The sequence below is a fragment of the Caballeronia zhejiangensis genome (genome assembly GCF_022879815.1).
Taxonomy (GTDB): domain Bacteria; phylum Pseudomonadota; class Gammaproteobacteria; order Burkholderiales; family Burkholderiaceae; genus Caballeronia; species Caballeronia zhejiangensis.
This window is the reverse complement of the sequence record NZ_CP084283.1, coordinates 2,915,054-2,937,557: the sequence shown is the minus strand read 5'-3', so window position 1 is coordinate 2,937,557 and position 22,504 is coordinate 2,915,054. Positions and strand designations below refer to the sequence as shown.

Annotated in this window: 22 protein-coding genes; 7 read left to right on the top strand and 15 right to left on the bottom strand. The window is 64.9% G+C overall.

Annotated elements, in window-relative coordinates; all coding sequences use genetic code 11:
* Positions 1–233 precede the first annotated feature (233 nt).
* Entirely contained in the window at positions 234–1,853 is a 1,620-nt protein-coding gene (gene gshA, locus LDZ23_RS14090; RefSeq protein WP_008352373.1) for a glutamate--cysteine ligase, read from the top strand.
* Positions 1,854–1,986: 133 nt separating this feature from the next.
* Positions 1,987–2,538 (top strand): hypothetical protein, encoded by a 552-nt coding sequence (locus tag LDZ23_RS14085; RefSeq protein ID WP_008352375.1) that lies wholly within the window; start codon positions 1,987–1,989, stop codon positions 2,536–2,538.
* A 1-nt stretch (position 2,539) separates the two neighbouring features.
* On the opposite strand, the gene LDZ23_RS14080 is transcribed toward LDZ23_RS14085, so the two are convergent.
* Both LDZ23_RS14080 and LDZ23_RS14075 read right to left on the bottom strand, forming a co-directional pair.
* Positions 2,540–4,102, bottom strand: coding sequence for a DHA2 family efflux MFS transporter permease subunit (locus LDZ23_RS14080; protein WP_033536461.1), 1,563 nt, complete (start codon positions 4,100–4,102; stop codon positions 2,540–2,542).
* Positions 4,103–4,221: 119 nt separating this feature from the next.
* Positions 4,222–4,716: a MarR family winged helix-turn-helix transcriptional regulator gene (locus LDZ23_RS14075; RefSeq protein WP_244807672.1), complete on the bottom strand. Its 495-nt coding sequence runs from the start codon at positions 4,714–4,716 to the stop codon at positions 4,222–4,224.
* Positions 4,717–4,922: 206 nt separating this feature from the next.
* Between LDZ23_RS14075 and LDZ23_RS14070 the strand changes: the two genes are divergently transcribed.
* Both LDZ23_RS14070 and LDZ23_RS14065 read left to right on the top strand, forming a co-directional pair.
* Positions 4,923–5,198: a hypothetical protein gene (locus tag LDZ23_RS14070; protein ID WP_008352380.1), complete on the top strand. Its 276-nt coding sequence runs from the start codon at positions 4,923–4,925 to the stop codon at positions 5,196–5,198.
* A 186-nt stretch (positions 5,199–5,384) separates the two neighbouring features.
* On the top strand, positions 5,385–6,917 hold the full coding sequence (locus tag LDZ23_RS14065; protein ID WP_033536473.1) for an efflux transporter outer membrane subunit: 1,533 nt from the start codon (positions 5,385–5,387) through the stop codon (positions 6,915–6,917).
* On the opposite strand, the gene LDZ23_RS14060 is transcribed toward LDZ23_RS14065, so the two are convergent.
* The 12 genes from LDZ23_RS14060 to gspD form a co-directional block, all read right to left on the bottom strand.
* Complete coding sequence (locus tag LDZ23_RS14060) at positions 6,918–7,697, bottom strand: type II secretion system protein N (protein ID WP_008352383.1); 780 nt, start codon at positions 7,695–7,697, stop codon at positions 6,918–6,920.
* Positions 7,694–8,197, bottom strand: coding sequence for a type II secretion system protein M (gene gspM, locus LDZ23_RS14055; RefSeq protein WP_008352384.1), 504 nt, complete (start codon positions 8,195–8,197; stop codon positions 7,694–7,696). The genes LDZ23_RS14060 and gspM overlap by 4 nt, the downstream gene beginning before the upstream one ends.
* On the bottom strand, positions 8,194–9,540 hold the full coding sequence (gspL, locus tag LDZ23_RS14050; RefSeq protein ID WP_008352385.1) for a type II secretion system protein GspL: 1,347 nt from the start codon (positions 9,538–9,540) through the stop codon (positions 8,194–8,196). The genes gspM and gspL overlap by 4 nt, the downstream gene beginning before the upstream one ends.
* Positions 9,541–9,576: 36 nt before the next feature.
* On the bottom strand, positions 9,577–10,698 hold the full coding sequence (gene gspK, locus LDZ23_RS14045; protein WP_008352386.1) for a type II secretion system minor pseudopilin GspK: 1,122 nt from the start codon (positions 10,696–10,698) through the stop codon (positions 9,577–9,579).
* Positions 10,695–11,369, bottom strand: coding sequence for a PulJ/GspJ family protein (locus tag LDZ23_RS14040; protein WP_075583517.1), 675 nt, complete (start codon positions 11,367–11,369; stop codon positions 10,695–10,697). The genes gspK and LDZ23_RS14040 overlap by 4 nt, the downstream gene beginning before the upstream one ends.
* Entirely contained in the window at positions 11,347–11,733 is a 387-nt protein-coding gene (gene gspI / locus LDZ23_RS14035) for a type II secretion system minor pseudopilin GspI (protein WP_008352388.1), read from the bottom strand. Before gspI ends, LDZ23_RS14040 begins: the two co-directional genes overlap by 23 nt.
* Positions 11,733–12,206: a GspH/FimT family pseudopilin gene (locus tag LDZ23_RS14030; protein ID WP_008352389.1), complete on the bottom strand. Its 474-nt coding sequence runs from the start codon at positions 12,204–12,206 to the stop codon at positions 11,733–11,735. The genes gspI and LDZ23_RS14030 overlap by 1 nt, the downstream gene beginning before the upstream one ends.
* Positions 12,207–12,222: 16 nt before the next feature.
* Positions 12,223–12,693, bottom strand: coding sequence for a type II secretion system major pseudopilin GspG (gene gspG / locus LDZ23_RS14025; protein WP_008352390.1), 471 nt, complete (start codon positions 12,691–12,693; stop codon positions 12,223–12,225).
* Positions 12,694–12,845: 152 nt separating this feature from the next.
* Positions 12,846–13,259 carry a general secretion pathway protein GspC gene (locus tag LDZ23_RS14020; protein WP_008352391.1) on the bottom strand — a complete coding sequence of 138 codons (414 nt, stop codon included), beginning with the start codon at positions 13,257–13,259 and terminating at the stop codon, positions 12,846–12,848.
* Entirely contained in the window at positions 13,259–14,476 is a 1,218-nt protein-coding gene (gene gspF, locus LDZ23_RS14015) for a type II secretion system inner membrane protein GspF (RefSeq protein WP_008352392.1), read from the bottom strand. The genes LDZ23_RS14020 and gspF overlap by 1 nt, the downstream gene beginning before the upstream one ends.
* Positions 14,477–14,480: 4 nt before the next feature.
* Positions 14,481–15,968 carry a type II secretion system ATPase GspE gene (gene gspE, locus LDZ23_RS14010; protein ID WP_008352395.1) on the bottom strand — a complete coding sequence of 496 codons (1,488 nt, stop codon included), beginning with the start codon at positions 15,966–15,968 and terminating at the stop codon, positions 14,481–14,483.
* The gene (gene gspD / locus LDZ23_RS14005; RefSeq protein WP_008352397.1) at positions 15,965–18,352 is read right to left on the bottom strand and encodes a type II secretion system secretin GspD; all 2,388 of its coding nucleotides are present in this window, start codon (positions 18,350–18,352) and stop codon (positions 15,965–15,967) included. The genes gspE and gspD overlap by 4 nt, the downstream gene beginning before the upstream one ends.
* Positions 18,353–18,955: 603 nt before the next feature.
* Between gspD and LDZ23_RS14000 the strand changes: the two genes are divergently transcribed.
* A complete protein-coding gene (locus LDZ23_RS14000) occupies positions 18,956–19,399 on the top strand; it encodes a lytic transglycosylase domain-containing protein (protein ID WP_033536472.1) in 444 nt (147 codons plus the stop codon).
* Between the two features lie 139 nt (positions 19,400–19,538).
* On the top strand, positions 19,539–20,801 hold the full coding sequence (locus LDZ23_RS13995) for a GTP-binding protein (protein ID WP_008352402.1): 1,263 nt from the start codon (positions 19,539–19,541) through the stop codon (positions 20,799–20,801).
* Positions 20,802–20,881: 80 nt separating this feature from the next.
* On the opposite strand, the gene LDZ23_RS13990 is transcribed toward LDZ23_RS13995, so the two are convergent.
* Positions 20,882–21,160, bottom strand: a complete 279-nt coding sequence (locus LDZ23_RS13990) for an HU family DNA-binding protein (RefSeq protein ID WP_008352404.1) — start codon at positions 21,158–21,160, stop codon at positions 20,882–20,884.
* Between the two features lie 298 nt (positions 21,161–21,458).
* Here LDZ23_RS13990 and LDZ23_RS13985 point away from each other — a divergent pair, with 298 nt between their 5' ends.
* Positions 21,459–22,493: a VTT domain-containing protein gene (locus tag LDZ23_RS13985; protein ID WP_008352407.1), complete on the top strand. Its 1,035-nt coding sequence runs from the start codon at positions 21,459–21,461 to the stop codon at positions 22,491–22,493.
* Positions 22,494–22,504 lie beyond the last annotated feature (11 nt).

Sequence of the window (22,504 nt, the reverse complement as noted above, 5' to 3'; positions counted from 1 at the left end):
CGACATGACGCGCGAGCGCTTCGATGTCCTCGCGAGCCGCTCCAAGCGGCTCCAAAGCGCACCGCCGCGTATTCCGCGGATCTCCCGCGCGTCTCCCGCGAATCTCCCGAAAAACCCGCAATCCCTTGCCTGGTCTGGGCCCAAGCACGCCTTACACCGAGATGTTAAAGTGCCCGCTACCCTAAAAATACGACCGCGCGCACACGCGCTCGCGCTCCTCGCAGAACGCTTCAATGGCAAACAAGAATCCCGCTCACACCAAGGCCGGCGCTTTCGAGCGCAGGCTTGCCGCGCTCGCGTCCGGTCCGCATGCCGACGCGTTGCGCCAAGGCTTGCGCGGCATCGAAAAAGAAAGCTTGCGCGTGACGCCGCAGGGCAAGCTGGCGATGACGCCGCATCCGCGCTCGTTCGGCTCGGCGCTGACGCATCCGCTCATCACGACCGATTACTCCGAGGCGCTCGTCGAGCTCATCACGCCCGCCGAATCGGATGTGGCGATCACGCTCGATCGCCTCGACGCGCTGCATCGCTTCGCGTACGCGCACATGGGCGACGAGTTGCTGTGGAACAATTCGATGCCCAACTCGCTGCCGCCCGAGGACGAGATTCCGTTCGGCTATTACGGCACGTCGAACATCGGCATGTTGAAGACGGTGTACCGGCGCGGCCTCGCGCTGCGCTACGGCCGCACGATGCAATGCATCGCGGGCATCCACTACAACTATTCGCTCGATGAAAACGTATGGCGCGCCTGGCAGGCGCTCGATGCGACGAGCACGCTGTCCGCGAAAGACTTTCAGTCCGAGCGCTACTTCGCGCTGATCCGCAATTTCCGCCGCACGAGCTGGCTCCTGATGTATCTGTTCGGCGCGTCGCCGGCGCTGAACAAGCGCTTCGTCGCCGGCAAGAAGCATCATCTGGAAACGTTCGATGCCGACACGTTCTATCTGCCGCACGCGACCAGCCTGCGAATGAGCGATCTCGGATACACCAACAATCCCGCGCAGGCCGATCTGCTGCCGAGCTACGACAATCTCGACGCGTATCTCGACGTGCTCGCCAAAGCCGTGAGCCAGCCGTATGCGCCGTATGAAGCCATCGGCACGCAGCGCGACGGCGAATGGGTGCAGATCAACACGAACGTGCTGCAGATCGAAAACGAGTTCTACTCGACGATCCGCCCGAAGCGCGTCACGCATTCGGGCGAACGTCCGCTGCATGCGCTGGCCGAGCGCGGCGTGCAGTACATCGAAGTGCGCTGCCTCGACATCGATCCGTTCGTGCCGACGGGCATCTCGCTCGAAACCGCGCGCTTTCTCGATGCGTATCTGCTCTATTGCGCACTGGAAGACAGCCCGCTGTTGCCGCCCGGCGCGAGCATCGAAGCCAACGCGAATTTCATGACGGTGTCGAAGGAAGGGCGCAAGCCGGGTCTCGCGCTGCAACGCGACGGCGCAAGCGTGCCGATGCAGCAATGGGCCGAAGAACTCTTCGATGCAATCGAACCGGTCGCGAAGACGCTCGACACGCTAAACGGCAACGGCGATCACACGCGCGCGCTGGAAGCGCTGCGGCCGCGCATCGCCGATGCGTCGCTCACGCCGTCCGCGCGCGTGCTGCAAACGATGCGCGACAAGCAGCAAACCTTCGACGAGTTCGCGCTCGATCTCAGCGCGCGTCACGCGGAAAATTTTCGTGCGCGTCCGCTTTCCGTCGCAGAAGAGCGCGTGATGAACGAGCTTGCGGCAAAATCGCTTGTGGAACAGGCGGTCGTCGAAAGCAGCGACACGGAAACGTTCGACGCCTTCGTTGCGGCGTATCAGGTCTACAAGCTGAACCCCGCGAACGCGTGAGGCGATTTTTCCGCTGCGGTGTCAGCACGCGGCGGCAATTGTTTCCGGCTTATGCAACAGAGGGAAACGCGTCATCACATCATCCGATTTGAGGGGTCAAAATATGGCCGACTTTTCGACGATCGGGGGAGTAATGAAGAAGAAGTACTTCGCCGCCGCCGCGCTTGGGGCTGCATGGCTCGCCCTTTTTAGCGGCTGCGCCGTGCAGGACCAGGTCAGCAGCACGACGATGGAGCAGGCCACGCAACCGCTCACCTGCATGAGCAAGCCGGAATGCGACGCGTGGTGGGCGCGCGCCCAGGTCTGGGTGACGAACCATTCCGAATACAAGCTGCAGACCGTCACCGATTCGATCATCCAGACGGCGGGGCCGTCGAGCGGCAAGCGCGCGCTCGCGTATCAGATCACCAAGACGCCGACCAACGAAGGCACCGCGACGATCGGTTTCGCCGCGCATTGCGATAATCCGCTCGGCTGCCAGCCGAATCCGTGGCAGGCGGGCGCGGATTTCAAGCAGTTCATCAAGAATGGCCCCGGACTGCGCAAGACCGAAACGCCGCAAGCCACGCAGACCCCGCCTGCACCCGCGCCGAGCGGCGTGCAGGTCAGCCCGCTGGATCAGCCGGTCCCGCTCAATCTGGAAAACCAGCCGGGGCAGTCGGTCACGCCGCTCACGCCTCAGTAGTTCAGTGTCCCATCGAGGCTGACGCGCCCTTCTTCGGCCGCGTCAGCCAGACCATCGCGGCCAGCACGAGAAACGCATAGAACGAAATGCGGAAGAAGTCGTTGGTCGACATCATGTACGCCTGCGCCGACACCACGCGATCCAGTTGCGCGGTCAGCGCCTGTCCCGACAAGCCGAGTCCCGACAGCAGGTCCGAATACGCGTTCGTGCCCGCCGAATAAGGCGTGACCGATTCGGTCAGACGCGCGTGATGGCGGATCATGTCGTTTTCCCAGAACGTCGTGCTGACCGCCGTGCCGATCGCGCCCGACAGCGTGCGCAGGAAGTTCGACAGGCCCGCGGCGCCCGCGAGCCGTTCGTCGGAGACGCTGGAGAGCGTGATCGTCGTCATCGGCACGAAGAAGCACGCGACGCCGATGCCCTGAATCAAGCGCGGATAGATGATCTGGTCGAACGGCGTATCGAGCGTGAAGGTCGAGTTCCAGTGCGACACGAACGCGAACGTGAGGAACGCGAAGCTCGCGACCACGCGCAAATTCAGCCGATGCATGTTCTGCCCGATGATCGGCGACAGCACCAGCGCGAGAATCCCGACCGGCGCGGTGGCGAGACCCGCGAGCCACGGCGTGTAGCCGAGCACGGTCTGCAACCACAACGGCAACACGACGACCGAGCCGAAGAACGCGAGAAAGCCGAGCGACGTGATGAGCACGCCCATCGCAAAGTTGCGGTCGCGAAAGAGCGAAAGGTCGATCACCGGTTCCTTCTCGGTCAACTCCCACGCGAACATGAACGCTAGCGAGACCGCCGACACGATCGCCAGCGTCACGATGAAGTTCGAGTTGAACCAGTCGTGGTCCTTGCCGAGGTCGAGCATCATCTGCAGGCTCGCGACGCCGATCACGAGCAGCGCCAATCCGACACCGTCGATGCGCTGCTGCGTCGTCTTCGTCTCGTGGCCGCGCAGCAGGAAGTACGCGATCGCCGCCGAGAACACGCCGATCGGCACGTTGATATAGAAGATCCACGGCCAGGTGTAGTTGTCGGTGATATAGCCGCCCATCACCGGGCCGAAGATCGGCGCGACGATCACGGTCATCGCCCAGAGACCGAGCGCGAGGCCGCGCTTTTCGGGCGGATAGCTGCGCATGAGGATGGTTTGCGACAGCGGGACCATCGGGCCGGAGACGAGGCCTTGCAGCAGCCGGAACGCGATCAGCGATTCGAAGTTGTGAGCCAGCCCGCACAGCGCCGACGCGATCGAAAACAGCAGCACGGAAATCGTGAAGAGCTTCACCTCGCCGACGCGCCGCGCGAGCCAGCCGGTCAACGGCACCGCAATCGCCGAAGCGACCGAGTACGACGAAATGACCCACGTGCCTTCGCTCGTCGCGACGCCGAGGCTGCCCGAAATGGTCGGCACGGCGACGTTCGCAATCGACGTGTCGAGCACTTCCATGAAGGTGCCGAGCGCGAGGCCCATCGTCAAAAGGGCGAGGATGCCGCCCGTGAGCGGCACGGGCGTGGGCGGCGTGGCGGGCGTGCCCGCAGTGGATGTGGACATCGAAGGTTTCTCCGGCGCGCGGCGCTCGAAACGCGCATCGCACGCAAACTATTTCTTGTCGCGGCATTCTCTGCTCAGACAGTGAAATCGGCGCAGAAATGCAGGTTAATTCCGATGAATCAGTGCAAGTCGTCGTCGAGCATGCATGGCGCGCAGTCGCCCATCGGCGTATTGCCGACGATGCGCGCGAGCATCGCGATCAGCAGATCCAGCTCGGCGCGCGTAAAGCCGTGCAACTGCTCGTTGAGCACGGCCGCGCCGATCACCGGCAAACGCGCCGCCGCGTCACGTCCGCGCTCCGTCAGACTGAGTTCGACGATTCGCCGGTCCACTTCGCTACGCGCGCGGCTGACGAAACCCTTCTTCTCGAGCCGGTCGAGCATGCGCGTCATCGAGCCGCTGTCGTACGACAGCTCGCGCGACAGTTCCAGCGGCGTGCGCGCCCGCCCCGACGCGAGCAGCAGAATCACGCCGATCTGCGGCGACGTGAGTTCGAGCGGCTTCAACGCCTGATCGGTTCGCATGACGAGCACGTTGCGCGCCTTCGCGAGGTAGTAGCCGAGGCTCGTTTCGAGCTGGATCGTCGCGGGATCGTAAAGCGGTTCGCCGTTCATGCGACATCGGTCAAACCGCGGATGCAAAAGTGTGACACTGCGCCGCGTCTCCTAAAGGCAACAATTGCGAAAAGCAATCAGCAGTATCTTGAAAAGTAGTTGCACAGTCAATATTATTCTATGCAACGAGTTACGCGCTTCATGCGCCGCCCGAGACCATGTTCTGATCGCCCGCCGTCGCTCGCCGACGCCCGAAGGACCTTTCGATGACCCGCTTTGTCCGTACCGCCCGCCGACGCTTCGGCCCCATCAGCAGCAAGATCGCGGACGCCTCCCGTCACTTCGTCCCGCCGAAGCTGAGTTCGTGGAAACTCGCGTTGTATCTGATCGTGTTCCTGCTGCCGGGCGGATCGTTCGTCGTCTTGGGCATGGGATGGTTCGAGAACCGGCAGCGTCGCAAGGCGGCGGCCGCGCCCGCGAAAGCGCCGGCGCGACCGTTGCTCTCGGCGCCCTGCTCGCCGTGTCCCGGTAGCGGACGATAATCGTCACCGTAACGCGTCGTAACCGATTCCACCCGCTGCGTAACACCCGCCTTACGGCGAACCCGTTACGCTAACGTCTGCCTGACGCGCGCGCCGCACGAGCGCCCGTCGCGTTCCGTTACCATTTCGGCTTGCCGCGTGCGTCATATCGAACGGCGCGGCGCCGACAGGAATTCCGACAAGCAGATGCCGTATCGCCCCGCCTTTCCCGCTTCCGCCGCCGCGCGCCTGACCACGACGGCGCTCGCCGCCATGCTCGCGATGTTCATCGCCGGCTGTGCTGTCGGGCCCGATTATCAGCGCCCGACGGCGGCGGTCCCGGCCAGCTACAAGGAAGCGCCCGAAGGCTGGAAAGTCGCCCAGCCCGCCGACCAGGCCGATCGCGGCGCATGGTGGAGCATCTATCGCGACGAGCGCCTCGACGATCTCGAAGCGCGCCTGAATCAATCGAACCAGACCATCGCGCAATACGCGGCCGCGTATCGTCAGGCACGCGCGCTCGTCGGCGAGGCGCGCGCGGCGTATTTCCCGACGATCGGCGCATCGGCTTCGGCGGCGCGTTCGGGAACGGGCGCGGGCAACCGGTCGACCAGCAGCTCCAGCCTCGGGCAGACGGGTGCCGTCACCAACCAGTTCAGCCTTGCGCTCGACGCATCGTGGGAACCGGATCTGTGGGGCAGCGTGTCGCGCACGGTCTCCGCGCAAAAGGCCGGCCAGGAAGGCGCCGCCGCCGATCTCGCCAACGCGCGGCTGTCCGCGCAGGCCACGCTCGCGCAAACCTATTTCCAGTTGCGCTCGCTCGACGCGCAGCAAAGGCTCCTCGACGACACCGTCGCGGCCTACGAGCAATCGCTCAAGCTCACGCAGAATCAGTACGCGCAGGGCATCGTCGCGCGTTCGGACGTGATTCAGGCGCAGACGCAGTTGCAGTCGGCGCAGGCATCGGCCATCGATAACGGCGTCGCGCGCGCGCAGTACGAACATGCGATCGCGGTGCTCGTCGGCGAGGCCGCTTCCACGTTTTCGATTCCGCCGATTCCGCTCGACGCCACGCCGCCGACCGTTCCCGTGCAGATGCCATCCGCGATTCTCGAGCGCCGGCCCGACATCGCGTCGGCGGAACGCAAGGCCGCGGCGGCGAACGAGCAGATCGGCATCGAAATGGCCGCGTACTTCCCGACGCTCACGCTCTCCGCGCAAGGCGGCTTCGAAAGCTCGGTGCTGTCGCAATTGCTGCGCGCGCCGTCGCGCTTCTGGACGCTCGGGCCGGACATCGCCGCGACCATTTTCGACGGCGGCCTGCGCTCCGCGCGCACCGAAGCCGCGCGCGCGACTTACGACCAGAACGTCGCGACGTATCGGCAGACGGTGCTGACCGCGTTCCAGGACGTCGAAGACAATCTCGCGTCGCTGCGCATTCTGGAGAAGGAAATCGTCGTGCAGCAGCAGGCCGTGGAATCGGCGCAGCAGGCGCTCGCGATCATCAACAATCAGTACAAGGCGGGAACGGTCGCGTTCATCAGCGTGCTGACCGCGCAGACGACCGCATTCACCGCGCAGCAGAAGCTCGCGAACATCGCGGGACAGCGGATGGTGTCGTCGGTCGGACTGGTGAAGGCGCTCGGCGGCGGCTGGGATGTCGGGCAGATGGATCGCGAAACGGGCGCGGTTCAAGCGCCCGCGCCCGCGTCGAGTCCGGCGCAAACCGCCAGCCGCTGATCAACGCATGAAGGTCAGGGCGACCGTGTCCGGATCGGTGTGACGGCCGAGCAGGTTGAGCAGACCCGCGAGGTTTTCCCGCTGATCCGGCGCGGCCGTCGCCGTGCCTTGGAACGACGTCGATTCCGGTGAGATCGCGCCGTTGCCGGTGAGCATCAGCGGACCTTTGCTCGTCGAAAGATCGATGGTCGCGGACGCGCCCTGCGCCTGCAACGCGACGCGATACGAACCGAGCGGCTTCACGCGCGAGACGCGCGAAGCCATGTCATCGAGCGTGACGACCACTTGCCCGTACGCATTGCGGTTCAGTAGGCGGAACTCCGTCCACGAGAGCCGCACGCTGCCGTCGAAATCGAGCGTATTGAACGGCGCGCCGAGGCCCGAGAGCAACGTCGCGGGCACGGCGATCTGGCCGGCGGTGATGACCGCGCCGCGCGTGGTGGCGTCGACGATCACGGCATCGGGCATCGCTTCGGTCTGACGCATGGTCATGTGAACGCGGCCGGTGAAGAGCGGCAGAAACGCCGTCGTCCATTCGATGCGCCCCGGCAAGAGCGTCGCGCCCGCGCCGTCGCTGCCCGCGGCGAGCATCAGCGTGGCCGAGCCGCTCCACAGCGAGCCCGCCGGATCGACCAGATTCACATGGCCGCCCGTTGCCTTCGAGAACTGCGGCACGATCCACGCGGCGGGCATCATCGCGAGCAGCGTGCCGGCGACCGAAATCACGATCACGAAAAGCGCCGGCAACGCGAGCCGGATTCGTCGCGTCCAGTAACTCATTTCGTGCCGGCCGGTTGCAGCGATGCCGTCAGATCGACCTGGCCATCCGGCTTCAGCGCCGTGACGTGCGCCTCCGAGACCTGCACCTTGAACTGCTTGCGGGCGTCGTCGAGCCACGCCGTCCAGTTCGGAAAGGACGCGTTCTTCAACTGAATCTGCACCGCCGCGCCGATCACCTGAACCTGCGTCGGCTGCATGCCGTTGTCGGCGAGCGACTTCGCGAGCGCATCGCGCAACGCGGCGCCGGTCGGCATCACGCCTTCGGCGGCGGGCGCGAGCGAGCGCGCGTCGTTGGCCTGCGCGGTCATCGTCGCGAGCTGGCGCTGCATCGTCGGCAGCGATTCGCGCAGCCGCGCGCGGCCTTCATAGGCGGGCGCCCACAGCACGAGATAGACGAGCGCGAGCCCGACCGCGATGCCGCCCCACATGAGAATGGTCTTCTCGCGCGGCGTGCGCGCTTCCCAGAATTCCGACAGGGAACGTCCGATTTCCGCTTTCATTGGCCGCTCCTGATCGTCCATTTGCCTGTGTTCGTATCGATCGATCCGTTCAGGCCGTTCGCGGCGAGGCGCTTCGAAAGATCGGGATCGACCTTCGTCTCCGGCTTGAAGGTCACTTCCAGCCGACGCTCGCGATAATCGAGCCCCGCGACGCCGTTCACCGGCACCGGACCGAGCGAGCGCGCGAGGCCGTCGGCGAGCGACAGGAAATCCGACGGCGACAGCTCGCCCGATGCCACGCGCAGACGATCGAGATTGCGCGTCATCTGGTCGGGCGCATCGAGCACGGTCGTCGTCTTCGGGAAGGCGTTGAGCAGGAGCTCGGTTTCCTGCGCGCTGATCGCGTCGCGCTGACGCGCAAGCTGCAGCCATTGCACGTTGATGCCGATGATCGACACGACCACCGACGCCGCCACGAGCGCGATCGGCACGCGCAGACGCCGCATCGTCGCGCGGTCGAGCCGCCACGGTTGCGCGGCGAATTCGAACTGGCACAGGTCGAAGCGGCACGCGAGCGCGTTGCGCGCGAGCGCCTCGAACGTGATCGGATGCGCGCCGGCGATGGCCGCCGCAGCATTGCGCGAACCGGACAAGCGCGGTTCGTCGCCGGGCAGATCGGCGAGCGAATAAAGCGTCACGGGTTGATCGCCGGCGAGCGCGGCGAGCGTTGCCTCGATCGAATCGGCGGGCAGCGCGAGTCCTTCGCCGAGCGCCGCGCGTTCGCCGCGCGCAATCGCCACCTCGATGCGCGGCGCGCCGAGCGCGGCGGGCGAGGGCGCGGCCATTTCGCCGATCAGCGCGGGCGCGGTCGACACGACATGACCGAGCAGCCCCGCGATAAACGGCTGCGGCGGCGCTTCGATCTCTTCGGCTTCGCCGGTTTCATCGAATGGCACGGCGGCCGGAACCGGCAGGCAGCGCATCGCGGGCACGGCCTTCAGATTGCGATGCCCCGCGCCCGAAAACGCGCCGACCACGAAGCGGAACCAGCCGCGATCGATCACGCCGACGACGCGCTTGCCATCGGCGAGGGCGACCGGATCGACGGCGATGTGGCACGTCTGCGGATCCTGGATCAGCTGATCCTCGACGACGTTCGGCAGCGCCTGCCGCAAGCGCGGCCCCTTGAGTGGCGGCACGGCAGCGGCGAGCAGAAGCGTGTCGCGCGCAGCGACGATCAGCACGGTCGCACTCGCGCGCGGCAACAGCCCGATCGCCGCGCGGCCGATGCGTTGCGGCTCGCCGCGCTTGTCGAGCAGCAGAAACGGCAGATCCGGCAGATGCCACTCTTCCGAACGCACCGCGGGATCGCGCGGCGGTAACAAAACGATCAGTGTGCTCAAAGGCCACTTCCTCTCATCAATAACAGCGCATCGGTTCTACAGCGAATCACGCGTGTAGACGATGCGCGTCGTATGCGTCGTCGGATCGCGATACACGAGCGTCGTGCGCTCCAGTTGCGCGCGCTCGTGTTCGACGCGCCCGTGGATCACGAAATACTTCGTCGTGACGTCCATCTCGTTCGAATCGATCGAGACCGTCTTGACGCCCGCGCCGGTCAGCGCGAGTTGCACGTTGCCGATGTCGTGAAAGAACACCGTCTCGCGGCGCGCGACGAACGCTTGTCCCTGCGACAGATTCATGCCCGGGATCAGCGCGGCGATCACTTCGGCGGGCGCGGTATTCATGTTGACGGCGGTCGTCGTCGGCAGCACGGTGACGAACGGCCTCAGCTTCGCGACCGCTTCCGCGGAAAAACCCGGCACGTCGAGCAGCGAATCGACGGTGATCATCTGCAAGGGCGCGACCGGCGCGTTGCTGTCCGGGTCCTTCAGGCCGGGATCGTCGGTGAAATTGCCGCCGCCGGCCGCGCCGCCGCCCTGCGCGATCGCCGCGAGCGTCGTCGATTCGTTGTTCTGGCCGCTCGCCGTGGTCGCGCTGTTGCCCGTTTGCGTCTGGAAGCGCGTTGCGGAGCGCGCGAGGCCGGCGCGCATCTGCAGCGCGACCGTCTTCGCGAGCGAACCGTTGATGCCGAGCATCGTCAGCAGCCGCTGAAACGCCTGAATCTGCGCGACGTTGATCGTCAGCACGCCGGGCGTCGGCGTCGACACCAGATTGCGCAGGTTGAATTTCGCCTGCGCGTCCTCGATCGAGCCGGACAGATACGTCGACGCGCCTTGCTGCGCGCGCACTTCGCCGATCTGCCCGAGAAAATCCGACAGCTTCGTCCGCGCGATCGGCACGCCCCACACGCCGCCGAGATACGTGACCGTCGGCGAAGTATCGGCTTCCGAGCGCAGGATGAGACGCGTCCAGTCGAGCGCGCTGCGCGAAATCCATTGCGCCTGCGCGAGCAGCCGCTGATTCTCGATGCGCCGAATCTGCACCTGCTGACGCCACAGCATGCCCGAGACGAGAATCGCCGTGAGCGATACGACGAGGAGCGCGCTGATGATCGCGACGCCGCGCTGCTTCTTCCGGTTCGGAGCGCGCATGTTCATTCTCCGACCAGAAAGACGCGCGTGATCGGCGTCGCCAGCGTGCGCGCGCCGACCGCGACCTGAACGCCCGACACGGCGCGCGCCAGCGGCGCGTTGCCCAGTTGCGGCACTTTCAGGTTGTTGTCGTTCTGGTTGATCTGCGCGAACACGTCGCCCATGCGCGTCGTCCAGCCTTTTTCCGGAATGTAGACGCGCGTCGCGAGCGACGCCACGCCGCCCATCAGCGGAATCGATGTCCAGCCGTCGCCCGAATCGCCCGACTGCAACGCGCGCCGCACTTCGCCGACATTCGACAGCGGCGGCGATGCATAGCGCACGATCCGCCCGTTCGACAGCCTATAGCGCACCACTTGCAGACGCGGCGCCGTACCGGGCGCGAAGACGCCGCGCACGATCTGCAGCGAGCCATTGCCGATCTGCACGGCGGGCTGGCCGGCTTCGTCGTCGGTTGCGGCCTGGCGCGCGTCGATACGCATCTGGTCGAACAATTGCGCGACGATGCGCTCGTCCTGCATCGCGTTCTCGATGGTCGCACGGCCGCGAATCACCGAATCGAGCCCGCGCCACGACAGCACCGCGAGCACCGCGAGAATCGCGATGGCGATCAGCATTTCCAGCAGCGTGAAACCGCGCTGACTGGCGCGGCGGTCAGAGCGAGCGGTTCGTTTCATTCGCCACCACCGTGACCATTTGCGCCAGATAGCCGGAGCGGCCCGGCGTCGTGACCAGCATCTCGACGCGCCGGAAAATCGGATTGGGCGTCTGGCTCACGCGCTGCGTGCACGAGAGTTTCAGATTGCCCTGCGAGCAGTCGAACGTGCGCGAGCCGATCGCCGGAAACTGATGCGAGAGCCTGAGCTGCGCGAGTTCGTTGTCCGCGCTCCAGCCCGCGAGCAGCCGCCGATGCAGCTCCGCTTCGCCCGTCGCGAGCGAGCCGACCGCGCGCACCGAGGCGGCGAGCGCCACCGCGATGATCGCCAGCGCGACGAGCACTTCGATCATCGTGAAGCCGCGTTGATGACGACGCTGGCGCATCACTGCACCTGATAGCGGCCGTTGCCGCTGCCGACGATCGTCACGCGGCCTACCGCCGAGAACAAGGTGATTTCCATGGGCGAGTCGATGGCCTCCGTGCCGAACACGAGCCGGCCCGCCGTTTTGTCCGAATCGAGGAACTGGATGGATACGCCGGTCACGCCGCCTTCCCAGCGCCGCTGACGCAGGAGTTCGTCGCGCAACGGACGCCAGCCGTCCTCGGTGCGGATGTCGAAGCGATACCCGCCGTCGATGGGCTGCCACGCGATCGGCCGCGCGCGCACCTGCGCTTCGTCGCCCGCCGATTCGAACAGCAGCGCGAGACGCTGCGCTTCTTCCTTCAGATCGGTGCGCGGGTTGCGGGTGAGTTGCAGCGACGCGAGCGACACGAGCAGGCCCGCGATCACCAGCACGACGAGCATTTCGAGCAGCGTGAAGCCTGCCTGACGCCGCGCCGCCGAATGCCCGTTCACGATTCAAGCCGCCGATTTACTGCCAGGAGCCGACGTCGGCATCGTTGCCTTCGCCGCCGGCCTTGTTGTCCGCGCCGTAGCTGAACACGTCGACTTCGCCGTGCACGCCCGGATTCAGATATTGATACTGGCCGCCCCACGGATCGGCCGGCAGGCGCTCGAGATAGCCGCCGTCTTTCCAGTTGTTCGGCACCGGCTCGGTCGTCGGCTTTTCGATCAGCGCGCGCAGGCCTTGCTCTTGCGTCGGATAACGGCCGTTATCGAGGCGATACAGCTTCATCGCCTGCATGATGGTGCCGATGTCCTGCTTCGCGGCGACGCGGCGCGCCTCGTCCGGGCGGCTCATGATCTTCGGCACGATCAGCGCGGCGAGAATGCCGAGAATCGCGATCACGACCATGATTTCGATCAGCGTGAAGCCGCGCTGGCGGCGTCCTTGCGCCTGAGCTTGTTGAATTCGCATGCGGCGTTGGGTCCACAATTGCATGACTGCTACCTCTTGAATTGAAAATATTGTTTCCGGGTCTTGCCCGGTGATTACAAAAATCGCGCGGCTTTCCGCCTTGCCGAAGCCGCCGGTCATTCTATCGATCCGCTTTCGTCGCGTGATTCGGCCGCAAGCGAGGCATCGCGTCGCGTTCAGCGCACCCAGATCGTCGGGCCGGGCGGATTCTGCGGCAGGAAAATCTCCGACTTGACGCCGTTGCGCTCGATGATGATCGAGCGCGCGCGCACTTCCGAAAGCTTCACGCCTTGCGTGAGCGGACCGCCCAGCGACACGGCTTTCGCCGCCTCGCCGCCGTAGCTCACGATGGCCGCCGCGCCGCCCTGCAGCGCGAGAATGCCGAACAGATGCACGTCCGAATTGGCCTGACGCTCCAGCCGTCCGCCGAAAATGGTCGCAGCCTGCCCGACCGACGGCTGGCGCGTCGCCGCCGCGGCGGGCAGCGGCGCGGTTTGCCGCGAAGTCAGCGTGACGACCCAATACGTCACCGTCACGCAAAAGAGCGCGAGCGCGGCGAGCGTCAGTAAGCGAGTTTGAAGGGCGTTCATCACTGCACCAGATTATTCAGTTCGATGATCGGCAGCATCACCGCGAGCACGATCACGAGCACGACGCCGCCCATCGCAAGGATAAGCAGCGGTTCGAGCAGGCTCGTGAGGAACATCGTGCGGCGTTCGAGTTCGCGCGCTTCGCCTTCGGAAGCGCGGTCGAGCATCGTGGTGACGTCGCCGGTCGCTTCGCCCGAGCGGATCAGGTGAACCAGCACCGGCGGAAACGTCTTCGTGTTGCCGAGCGCGCGCGACAGCGACGAGCCTTCGCGCACGCGCACGATGGCGTCGTCGACGTTCTCGCGCATCGCCGTGTTGCTGAGCGTTTCGCCCGCGGCCTGCAGCGCGCGCAGGATCGGCACGCCGGCGGCGGTGAGGATCGCGAGCGTGCTGGCGAAGCGCACGGTGTTGTAGCCGCGCACCAGCTTGCCGATGAGCGGCGCGCCCAGCAGCCAGCGGTCGAACGACATGCGCGGCCCGGGCCGCGCGAGAATCGTCTTCACGAGCCACGCGAAAATCACGACGCCGATCAGCACGGCCCACCAGTAACTTCGGACGAAGGCGGAGAGCGCCATCATCATGACGGTCAGGAAGGGCAGCGCCTGCTTCGTGCTCGCGAACACGTTCACGACCTGCGGCACGACGTAACTCAGCAGGAACGTGACGATGCCGAACGCAATGATCGTCACGATGCCCGGATACGTGAACGCCAGAATGATCTTCTGCTTCAGCGCATTACGCTGTTCGATGTAGTCCGCGAGACGCGACAGCACGAGGCCGAGCTTGCCGGTATGCTCGCCCGCCGCGACGAGCGCGCGGTAAATCTCCGGAAAGTCCTTCGGATGCTGCGCGAGCGCGTTGGCGAACGAATGGCCGCCGAGCACTTCGGCGCGGATCGCGGCCATCAGTTCGCGGATGTAATCGCGCTCGGATTGCTCGGTCAGCACCGCGAGCGTCTCGCCGAGCGGCAAGCCCGCGATCAGAAGACTCGCGAGCTGACGCGTGAGAATCGCCTGTTCGCGCTGCGACAGCCGCCGCCCGAGCGACAGGCGCTGCTGGCGCTCGCCGCGCGTGCGCGAGCCCGCCGCCTCGACGACGAGCGGTGTCAGCCCTTGCGTGCGCAACTGGCTGCGCGCGGCGCGGGCGCTGTCGGCGTCGAGCACGCCTTTTTGCGTCTTGCCCGCGTGATCGATCGCCTCGAAACGGAATGCCGGCATCTGCTTATTCTCCGCCCGTCACGCGCAACACTTCTTCCAGCGACGTCACGCCGGCCGCGAGCCAGCGATCGCCGTCCTCGCGCAGCGTGCGCATGCCTTGCTTGCGGCCCGCTTCGAGAATCTCGGCATCGGCCGCATTGCGATGGATGAGCGGGCGGATCGCGTCGTCGATCAGCAGCAGCTCATAGACACCGCGACGGCCGACATAACCCGACTGGCCGCATCGGTCGCAGCCGACCGGATGGTAATGCTTCGTGCCGTCTTCCTCGACGCGCTCTTCCTTGCACACCGGACAGAGCTGGCGCACGAGCCGCTGCGCCAGAACGCCGAGCAGCGACGACGCGAGCAGATACGGCTCCACGCCCATGTCGGTGAGACGCGTGACGGCGGAAGCGGCATCGTTCGTGTGCAAAGTGGCGAGCACGAGGTGGCCGGTGAGCGAAGCCTGCACCGCGATCTGCGCGGTCTCGAGATCGCGGATTTCACCGATCATGATGATGTCCGGATCCTGACGCAGAATCGACCGCAACGCGCGCGCGAACGTCATGCCGATGCGTTCGTTCACCTGCGTCTGGCCGATGCCCGACAGGTCGTATTCGATCGGATCTTCCACCGTCATGATGTTGGTGGTCGTCGTCTCGAGGCGCGACATCGACGCGTACAGCGTGGTCGTCTTGCCGGAGCCGGTCGGGCCGGTCACGAGCACGATGCCGTGCGGGCGGCCGATCAGCTTGTCGAACTGGACGAGCGTGTCGCGCGCCATGCCGAGCGTTTCGAGATTCAGGCGTTGCGCGTCCTTTTCCAGGAGACGCAGCACCGCGCGCTCGCCGTGGCCGGTCGGCAGCGTGGACACGCGCACATCGACCGGACGGCCGCCGACACGCAACGTGATGCGCCCGTCCTGCGGCAAACGTTTTTCGGCGATATCGAGCTGCGCCATGATCTTGATACGCGAGATCAGCGCGCCGTGCAGCGCCTTCTTCGGCCGCACGACGTCGCGCAGCGTGCCGTCGACGCGAAAGCGCACGACCGACGCGTTCTCGAACGGCTCGATGTGAATATCCGATGCCTGTTCGCGCGCCGCCTGCGTGAGCAGCGCGTTGATCATGCGGATGATCGGCGCGTCGTCTTCCGATTCCAGCAAGTCTTCCACTTCCGGAATGTCCTGCATCAGGCGCGACAGATCGACTTCGCCTTCCACTTCGCCGACGACCTGCGCGGCGCTGCCGTCGTTGCGCGCGTAGGCCGAGTTGATTGCCGCGGCGAGCTCGTCGGCGGGCTTGCGGATGATCGACAGCGCGCCGAAATTACGCGCGACTTCCGCGAGCGCCGCGTCGGTCGTGCGCTCGCTTATCCAGACTTCGATGCTGTCCGCGTGCTGATGCGCGAGCAGAATCTGCCCGCTGCGCGCAAAGCCGTAAGGCACGAGCCGGGCCGCCAGCGGCGACGCCGCGGTGCTCGCGCTCTCGACTGCATCGTTGACCGTGCTCACGGATGGACTCCCGTTGCGGCATTGCCCGGCATGGCGTTGGTCGCGCCATTGGCCGGAATCGCGTTCGTCGCGCCGTTCGACGGCGCCGGATACGTGCTTTGCGGCGGCAGCGTCGATTGCGGCGCGGTCTGCGTCGGTTGCGGCGCGGGGCCGGCATCCGGATTCTGTGGCAGCGTCGTGCTCGGGCCGGGACCGCGCGTCGTATCGCTCCAGTCCAGCAGATTTTGGGCCGGCGGTCCACCGCCTTCGGAAGGACCGAGCGGTTTCGGCGGCATGACCGGCACGTTCTGATCCTTGATGATGCGGTTATCCGTCGTCGAGCCGTATTGCTGCTGACGCAGATAGTCGTAACGCGTGTTGGCGATCTGCGTGGCCGTCGCCTGGTCGCGCACGATCACCGGACGCAGGAACACCATCAGGTTGGTCTTCGTGCGCGTCTTGCCTTCGCTGCGGAACAGGCTGCCGATGAACGGAATGTCGCCGAGCAGCGGAATCTTGCTGTTGTTGTTGTTGTACTGATCCTGCATCAAACCGCCGAGCACGACGATTTCGCCGTCGTCCGCGAGAATCGTCGACTGCACCGAGCGCGTGTTGATCGTCACGCCGCCCGGATCGTTCTTCGTCGTGGAATCGACGCTCGAATCTTCCTGATAGATCTGCATCTTGAGCACGCCGCCGTCGGTGATCTGCGGCTTGACGTGCAGGGTCACGCCGACGTCGCGGCGGTCGAACGTGTTGAACGCCGTGACCGACGTGGCGGCATTGGCGGTCGGCGTCGCGTACGAACCCGTCACGACCGGCACGTTCTGGCCGACGACGATCTTCGCTTCCTCGTTGTCGAGCGTGATGAGGTTAGGCGTCGAGAGGATGTTCGCATCCGCCGATGTCGACAGCGCCTGCAAGAGTCCGCCGAGACCGAAGAGATTGCCGAAGCGGTGCAAAAGGCCGATGTTCAAGCCTTGCGCGAGCAGGCCGGACGTCGACGTGAGGGACGACGGATTCTGCGCGATCGCGTTGCCCTGCAAGGTCAGATCGACGATGTTCGTATTGCCGGCGCCGAAGCTCGAGCTGCCGTAGAGCGCGTTGTTGCCGCTGTTGGAAAGCAGCGCGCCCTGCCACTGAATGCCGAGATTCGAACCGCTCGTCGCGGAAAGTTCGACAATCAGCGCTTCGATGTACACCTGCGCGCGGCGCGCGTCGAGCTGGTCGATCACGGTGCGCAGGTTCCGATAAACCGGATCCGCCGCGGTGATGATCAGCGAATTCGTCGCGGCATCGGCCTGGATCATGCCGCCGCCCTGGTCGTTGCCGGAATCGTTGTCCTTGTTCGACGAGAAACTCGAGTCCTTGTTGCCGGTGCCGCCCGACATCGGATTGCTGCCGCTGCCCGAACTGCCGCTGAGTCCGCCCGGCAGCGGCGGCGTGCCGGACGTTCCGGTGGACATCGACGAATTGCCGAGACCGCCGCCGCTCTGACCGAACGTGTTCGAGCTGGTGTTCGACGTGTTGTCCGAGCTGTTGTTGCCCTTGCCGAGCATGCCTCGCAGCGTCTTGGCGAGACGCGTCGCGTCGGCGTTGCGCAGCGCCACGACGTGCATGTTGCCGGGCTGGGTCGTGGGCGCGTCGAGCTTCTGCGCCAGTTGCTTCGCCGCGGCGAGGCGCGAGCTGCTCGATGCGCGGAACATCAGCGAGTTGGTGCGGGCATCGGGCGTGACGGTGACTTTCAGCGTCGCGTCCGTGCTGCCGATCGCGCCGGGATCGAGCAGCTTGTTCATCTGCTCGGCGACGTCGATCGCATTGGCGTTCTTCAGCGTGACGATGTCGACGGAGCGGCCCGCCGCCGTATCGACGCCCGCGATGATGCCCGCGATGCGGCGCACGTTGTCCGCGTAATCGGTGACGACGAGCGTGTTGTTCGCCGGATACGCCGCGATCGTGTTGTTCGGCGAGATCAGCGGACGCAGCACCGGCAGAAGGTTGTTCGCCGATTCGTTGTGCAACTGAAAGACCTGCGTGATCACCTGATCGCCGCGCGCCGCCGGCGCATTGCCGACATACGTGGGCACGCCCTGCAGCTTGGCGTCGGCTTCGGGCACGACCTTCAGGACGCCGTGATCCTGCACGAGCGCGAAGCCCTGCATGCGCAGCGACGACTGGAGCGTCTTCAGCGCTTGGTCCTCGGGAACCGAATTCTCCGAAACCAGATTGAGTTGCCCCTTGACGCGGGGATCGACGATGATCGTTTTGCCGGTAGCGGCGCCGATCGCTTTCGCGACCTGGTCGATATCCGCGTTGACGAAATTCAACGTCACCTGCGCGTGCGCGGCTTGGGCGACGATAAGTCCCGCCGCCAGCATTGCCGTCGCCAGACGACGCAGTGCCATAGGTTGTCTTCTCATGGGTTTGATGTCAGAGCCGGGTCTTCGGAGCCGGCTGAGGCAGCCCCGCTCGTCAGCCGAGAGCGCCGCCAACCGCGGTGTGGAACGGGCGGGCCCGACCCCTCGCGGTTATTTTAAAAAATATGACGATAGCAGCTTTGTGTAACGGAATTGTGCCAATTCGTTCCGGATCACGTTGCCCTAGGCTGCCACGTGCGATACAAAATCCAGCGCTCTCAAGCTTTCGAATAACTTGCCGATAGACCGTATCTGAACGATTCCGAGACTCGGCCGATGTACGCGGGAGCCGAATTGTACAACGTCCAGAAGTCTTATTATTCAGACATTTAGAACAAGTCCGATCAATAGGCCGGTGCGCCTCGCGCGCATGCGGGTTTCGGAGGGCGAAACGGGCGTATGTCTGATAGCCAACTTTTGGGCGGATTCGTCAGCCGGTATGATACGGTCGGTTCCGCATTCCGGGCGGTTACAGAAAGGGTGGGTTTTCCCCATGCACGCCCGGCCGCGGACGTTGATTTGTTGGCGTTGGCGCCAAGGCGCCGCAACGGCGGCATGACGTTCCGCGTGTGCGGATGGAGCAGAAGGAAGATGAAGAGAATATTGCGATCACTGGCGATATGCGGGCCGCTCATGGCGGCCGCGGCCGCGCACGCAGACTGCTTCGACGAAGCGGCGAAGTATCAGAAGGTCAATCCGCTCATCCTGCGCGCGATCGCGTGGCAGGAATCGCACAACAAGCCCGACGCCATCAACAAGAACGCGAATGGTTCGACCGATTACGGGCTGATGCAGATCAACTCGATCCATCTCAACACGCTCGCCCAGTACGGCATCTCGAGCGGCACGCTGATGGAGCCGTGCAAGAGCGTCTATGTGGCCGCGTGGCATCTGCGTCAGAAGATGAACAAGTATGGCAATTCGTGGCAGGCGGTCGGTGCTTACCATTCCGAAACACCTGCGCTGCGCGACAAGTACTCGGCGCAGATCATCGAGATCCTGCGTCGCTGGAAGCTGCTTCAGGCTACGCGCTGACCTTCGCCCGCGCTTTTCCGCATGTGCGCCGCGCACGGCGTGCATTTGATGCAAAATCCCCTATTCGATCGCCCGCGCCGCCCGACCGGCAGCGCGGGTTCGCGCTCGTGCGCTCCGTTCCCTGTCACGCTCCATTGCGATGAATCAGATGCCATTGCCCATTACCGTGCTATCGGGATTCACCGGCGCGGGTAAGACCACGCTCGTCGATGCCTTGCTCGCGAACGCCGCAGGCGTGCGCATCGGCGCCGTGACGTGCAGCAAAGCCGCTTCCGGCGCCGATCGCGAAACCACCGAACTGCCCAACGGCTGCCTGCTTCTGACACTCGGCAGCCGGTCGATGCAAGCGCTCGAAAGCGCGATCAACTGGATCGCGGAGCAGCAGCGCTTCGATGCGATCGTCGTCGAAACGTCGGGCATCGCCGAGCCGATGACCATCGCCGAGCATCTCGCGTTCGGCGACGACGACGATGCGACGCTCGCGGGCCACGCGCATCTCGACACATTCGTCACCGTGATCGATGCCGCGAGTTTCCTGCGCGATTACGCGTCCGCGGATTCGCTCGCCGAGCGCGGTCTGTCGCCGGAAGGCCATGACGACGAAGACGATCGGACGGTCGTCGAGACGCTCATCGAACAGATCGAATTCTGCGATGTCATCGTCATCAACAAGATCGATCTCGCCAGCGCGGATGAAATCGAAAAGGTCGCGCGCATCCTGCATGGTCTCAATCCGCGCGCGCTCCAGGTCCGGGCGCAATCGGGCGACGTTCCCATCGGCGACGTGCTGAACACCGGCCGTTTCGATTTCGATGCGACCGCGAGCGCGCCCGGCTGGCTCGCGATCCTGAACGGCGAACATCCGTCGGCCGACGAACCCGATGCGTTCGGCGTGGGCCATTTCGTGTATCGCGCGCGCCGGCCGTTTCATCCCGAGCGTCTGTGGAATCTGTTGCATCAGGAATGGCCCGACGTGCTGCGCGCGAAGGGCTTCTTCTGGCTCGCGACGCGAAGCGATGTAGGCGGCTCGCTGTCGCAAGCGGGCGGAACGGTCCGGCATGGACCGGCGGGACTATGGTGGGCCGCGCAGGATCGCAGCGAATGGCCGACTGACGATCCCGAGCTCGAAGCCGAAATCGTCGCGGAATGGTATGGCGATCCGGATGACAACAGCATCGGCGATCGCCGGCAGGAGCTGGTACTGATCGGATTGAATCTCGATCCTGCCGTCTGGCAAGACCGCTTCGACGCATGTCTGCTCACCGACGACGAATGGGCGCGCGGTCCCGACGCCTGGCGAAGCTTCGCCGATCCGTTCCCCGCGTGGGAAGTCGAGGACCACGATCATGAGCATGACCACGACCACGGTCCCGACTGCGATTGCGACGATCATCGGCATTGATGCCGGACGAAAAAAAACCCGCCGAAGGGCGGGTCATGTACATCTGGCTACTTCGAGTAGCCGCACAATCGGCAAGATGCTTACCGCTTGTTCACTGCGTCCTTGAATGCCTTGCCAGCCGTAAACTTGACCGTCTTCGCGGCCGGAATCTTGATGGACTCGCCGGTCTTCGGATTGCGGCCGGTGCGCGCTGCGCGCTTTCCCGAGCCGAAGCTGCCGAAGCCGATCAACTGCACTGCGTCACCTTTCGAGACAGCCTTCTTGATCACTTCGAGCAACGTGTCCAGCGTTTCGCCGGTTTGAGCCTTGCTGGCGCCGGTCTGCGCGGCTACGGCGTCGATCAGTTCCTGTTTGTTCATTAAGGTTCCTTTATCAGTTTAGGTTGACACGAACAGCGCGAACGCGCCGATTATACGTGCGCAAACCGTGCAGTCGAGTAGGGACGGCCTTCTGGCGTGCCTCCCCGACGATTCGGCGTTCTTGCGCGGCATCTCACCGGCATTGCTTCACTTCGTCGCCTTCGCGCCGCCTCTATACGCGGCGCTTGGTATGATAGCGCAGCGCAAACCCAATCAGGATAAGGGTTTCAAAGATTTACCCTTATATTTTTGAGGCTCCCGGCCGCTTTTTTGGGCGTAGAACACCAGGGCGCGAACCATGCTACGCGAGCTGATCATCGAATACGGCCTGCCGTTGGTTTTTGCCAACGTTCTGCTCGAGTGCCTCGGCTTGCCGCTCCCAGCCTTGCCCACATTGGTTTTGACGGGAGCGATCGCGGTCTCCGCGAGCTTCGCTTCGGCGTCGGGTTCGGGGCTTGCAACGAGCTTTCCATCGGCGGTGTGGGAGGCGCTCGCGGCCATCGTAGCCACGGCCAGCATCGCGGCGCTCATCGGCGATGCGCTCTGGTTCTGGCTCGGGCGCCGCTACGGCAGCCGCGTGCTCGCCTTCATGTGCAAGCTTTCGATCTCGCGCGATACCTGCGTGAACCGCAGCCTCGACTTCTTCGGCCGCTTCGGCGTACGCATTCTCGCGGTCTCGAAGTTCATTCCCGGCTTGTCGACGTTGGCTATTCCCGTCGCGGGCGCGACCGGTATCGGCATCGGCAGCTTCCTTCTCTATGACGCGCTCGGCGCGCTCTTGTGGTCCGGCATCGGCGTCGCGTTCGGCGCGATGTTCGCCGATCTCGTCGATAGCGTGCTCGCCTGGCTCGACCTGTTCGGACGCGGCGTGATCGCGATCGCGGTCATCGCGCTCGCGCTTTATCTCGCCGTGCGCTGGTGGCAGCGCGTGTCGCTGTTGCGCAGGCTGCGCATGGCGCGCATCGATATAGCAATGCTCCGCACGCTGCTAGAAGGCGAGCCGCCGCCGCTCGTCATCGACGTGCGCCGACGCGAACGTCGCGCGATGGATCCGTTCGCGATTCCCGGCGCGCTGCTCTTGCACGACGACGCCGCATCGCAACTCGCCGGCATATCGCGCGATCGCAAGCTCGTGACCTACTGCGATTGCCCGAGCGAAGTATCGGCCGCGCTCGCCGCCAAAGAGCTGACGGCGCACGGCTTCACCGATGTCGCGCCGCTGCTCGGCGGCCTCGAAGCATGGCGCGCGGCGGGCTACGCGCTCGAACCGCTGATGATCGAAGACGCCGCGAACGGCATGGCGCCGGCCATCGCCAAGTCATCTTCGGCTTGATGTTTCCCAAT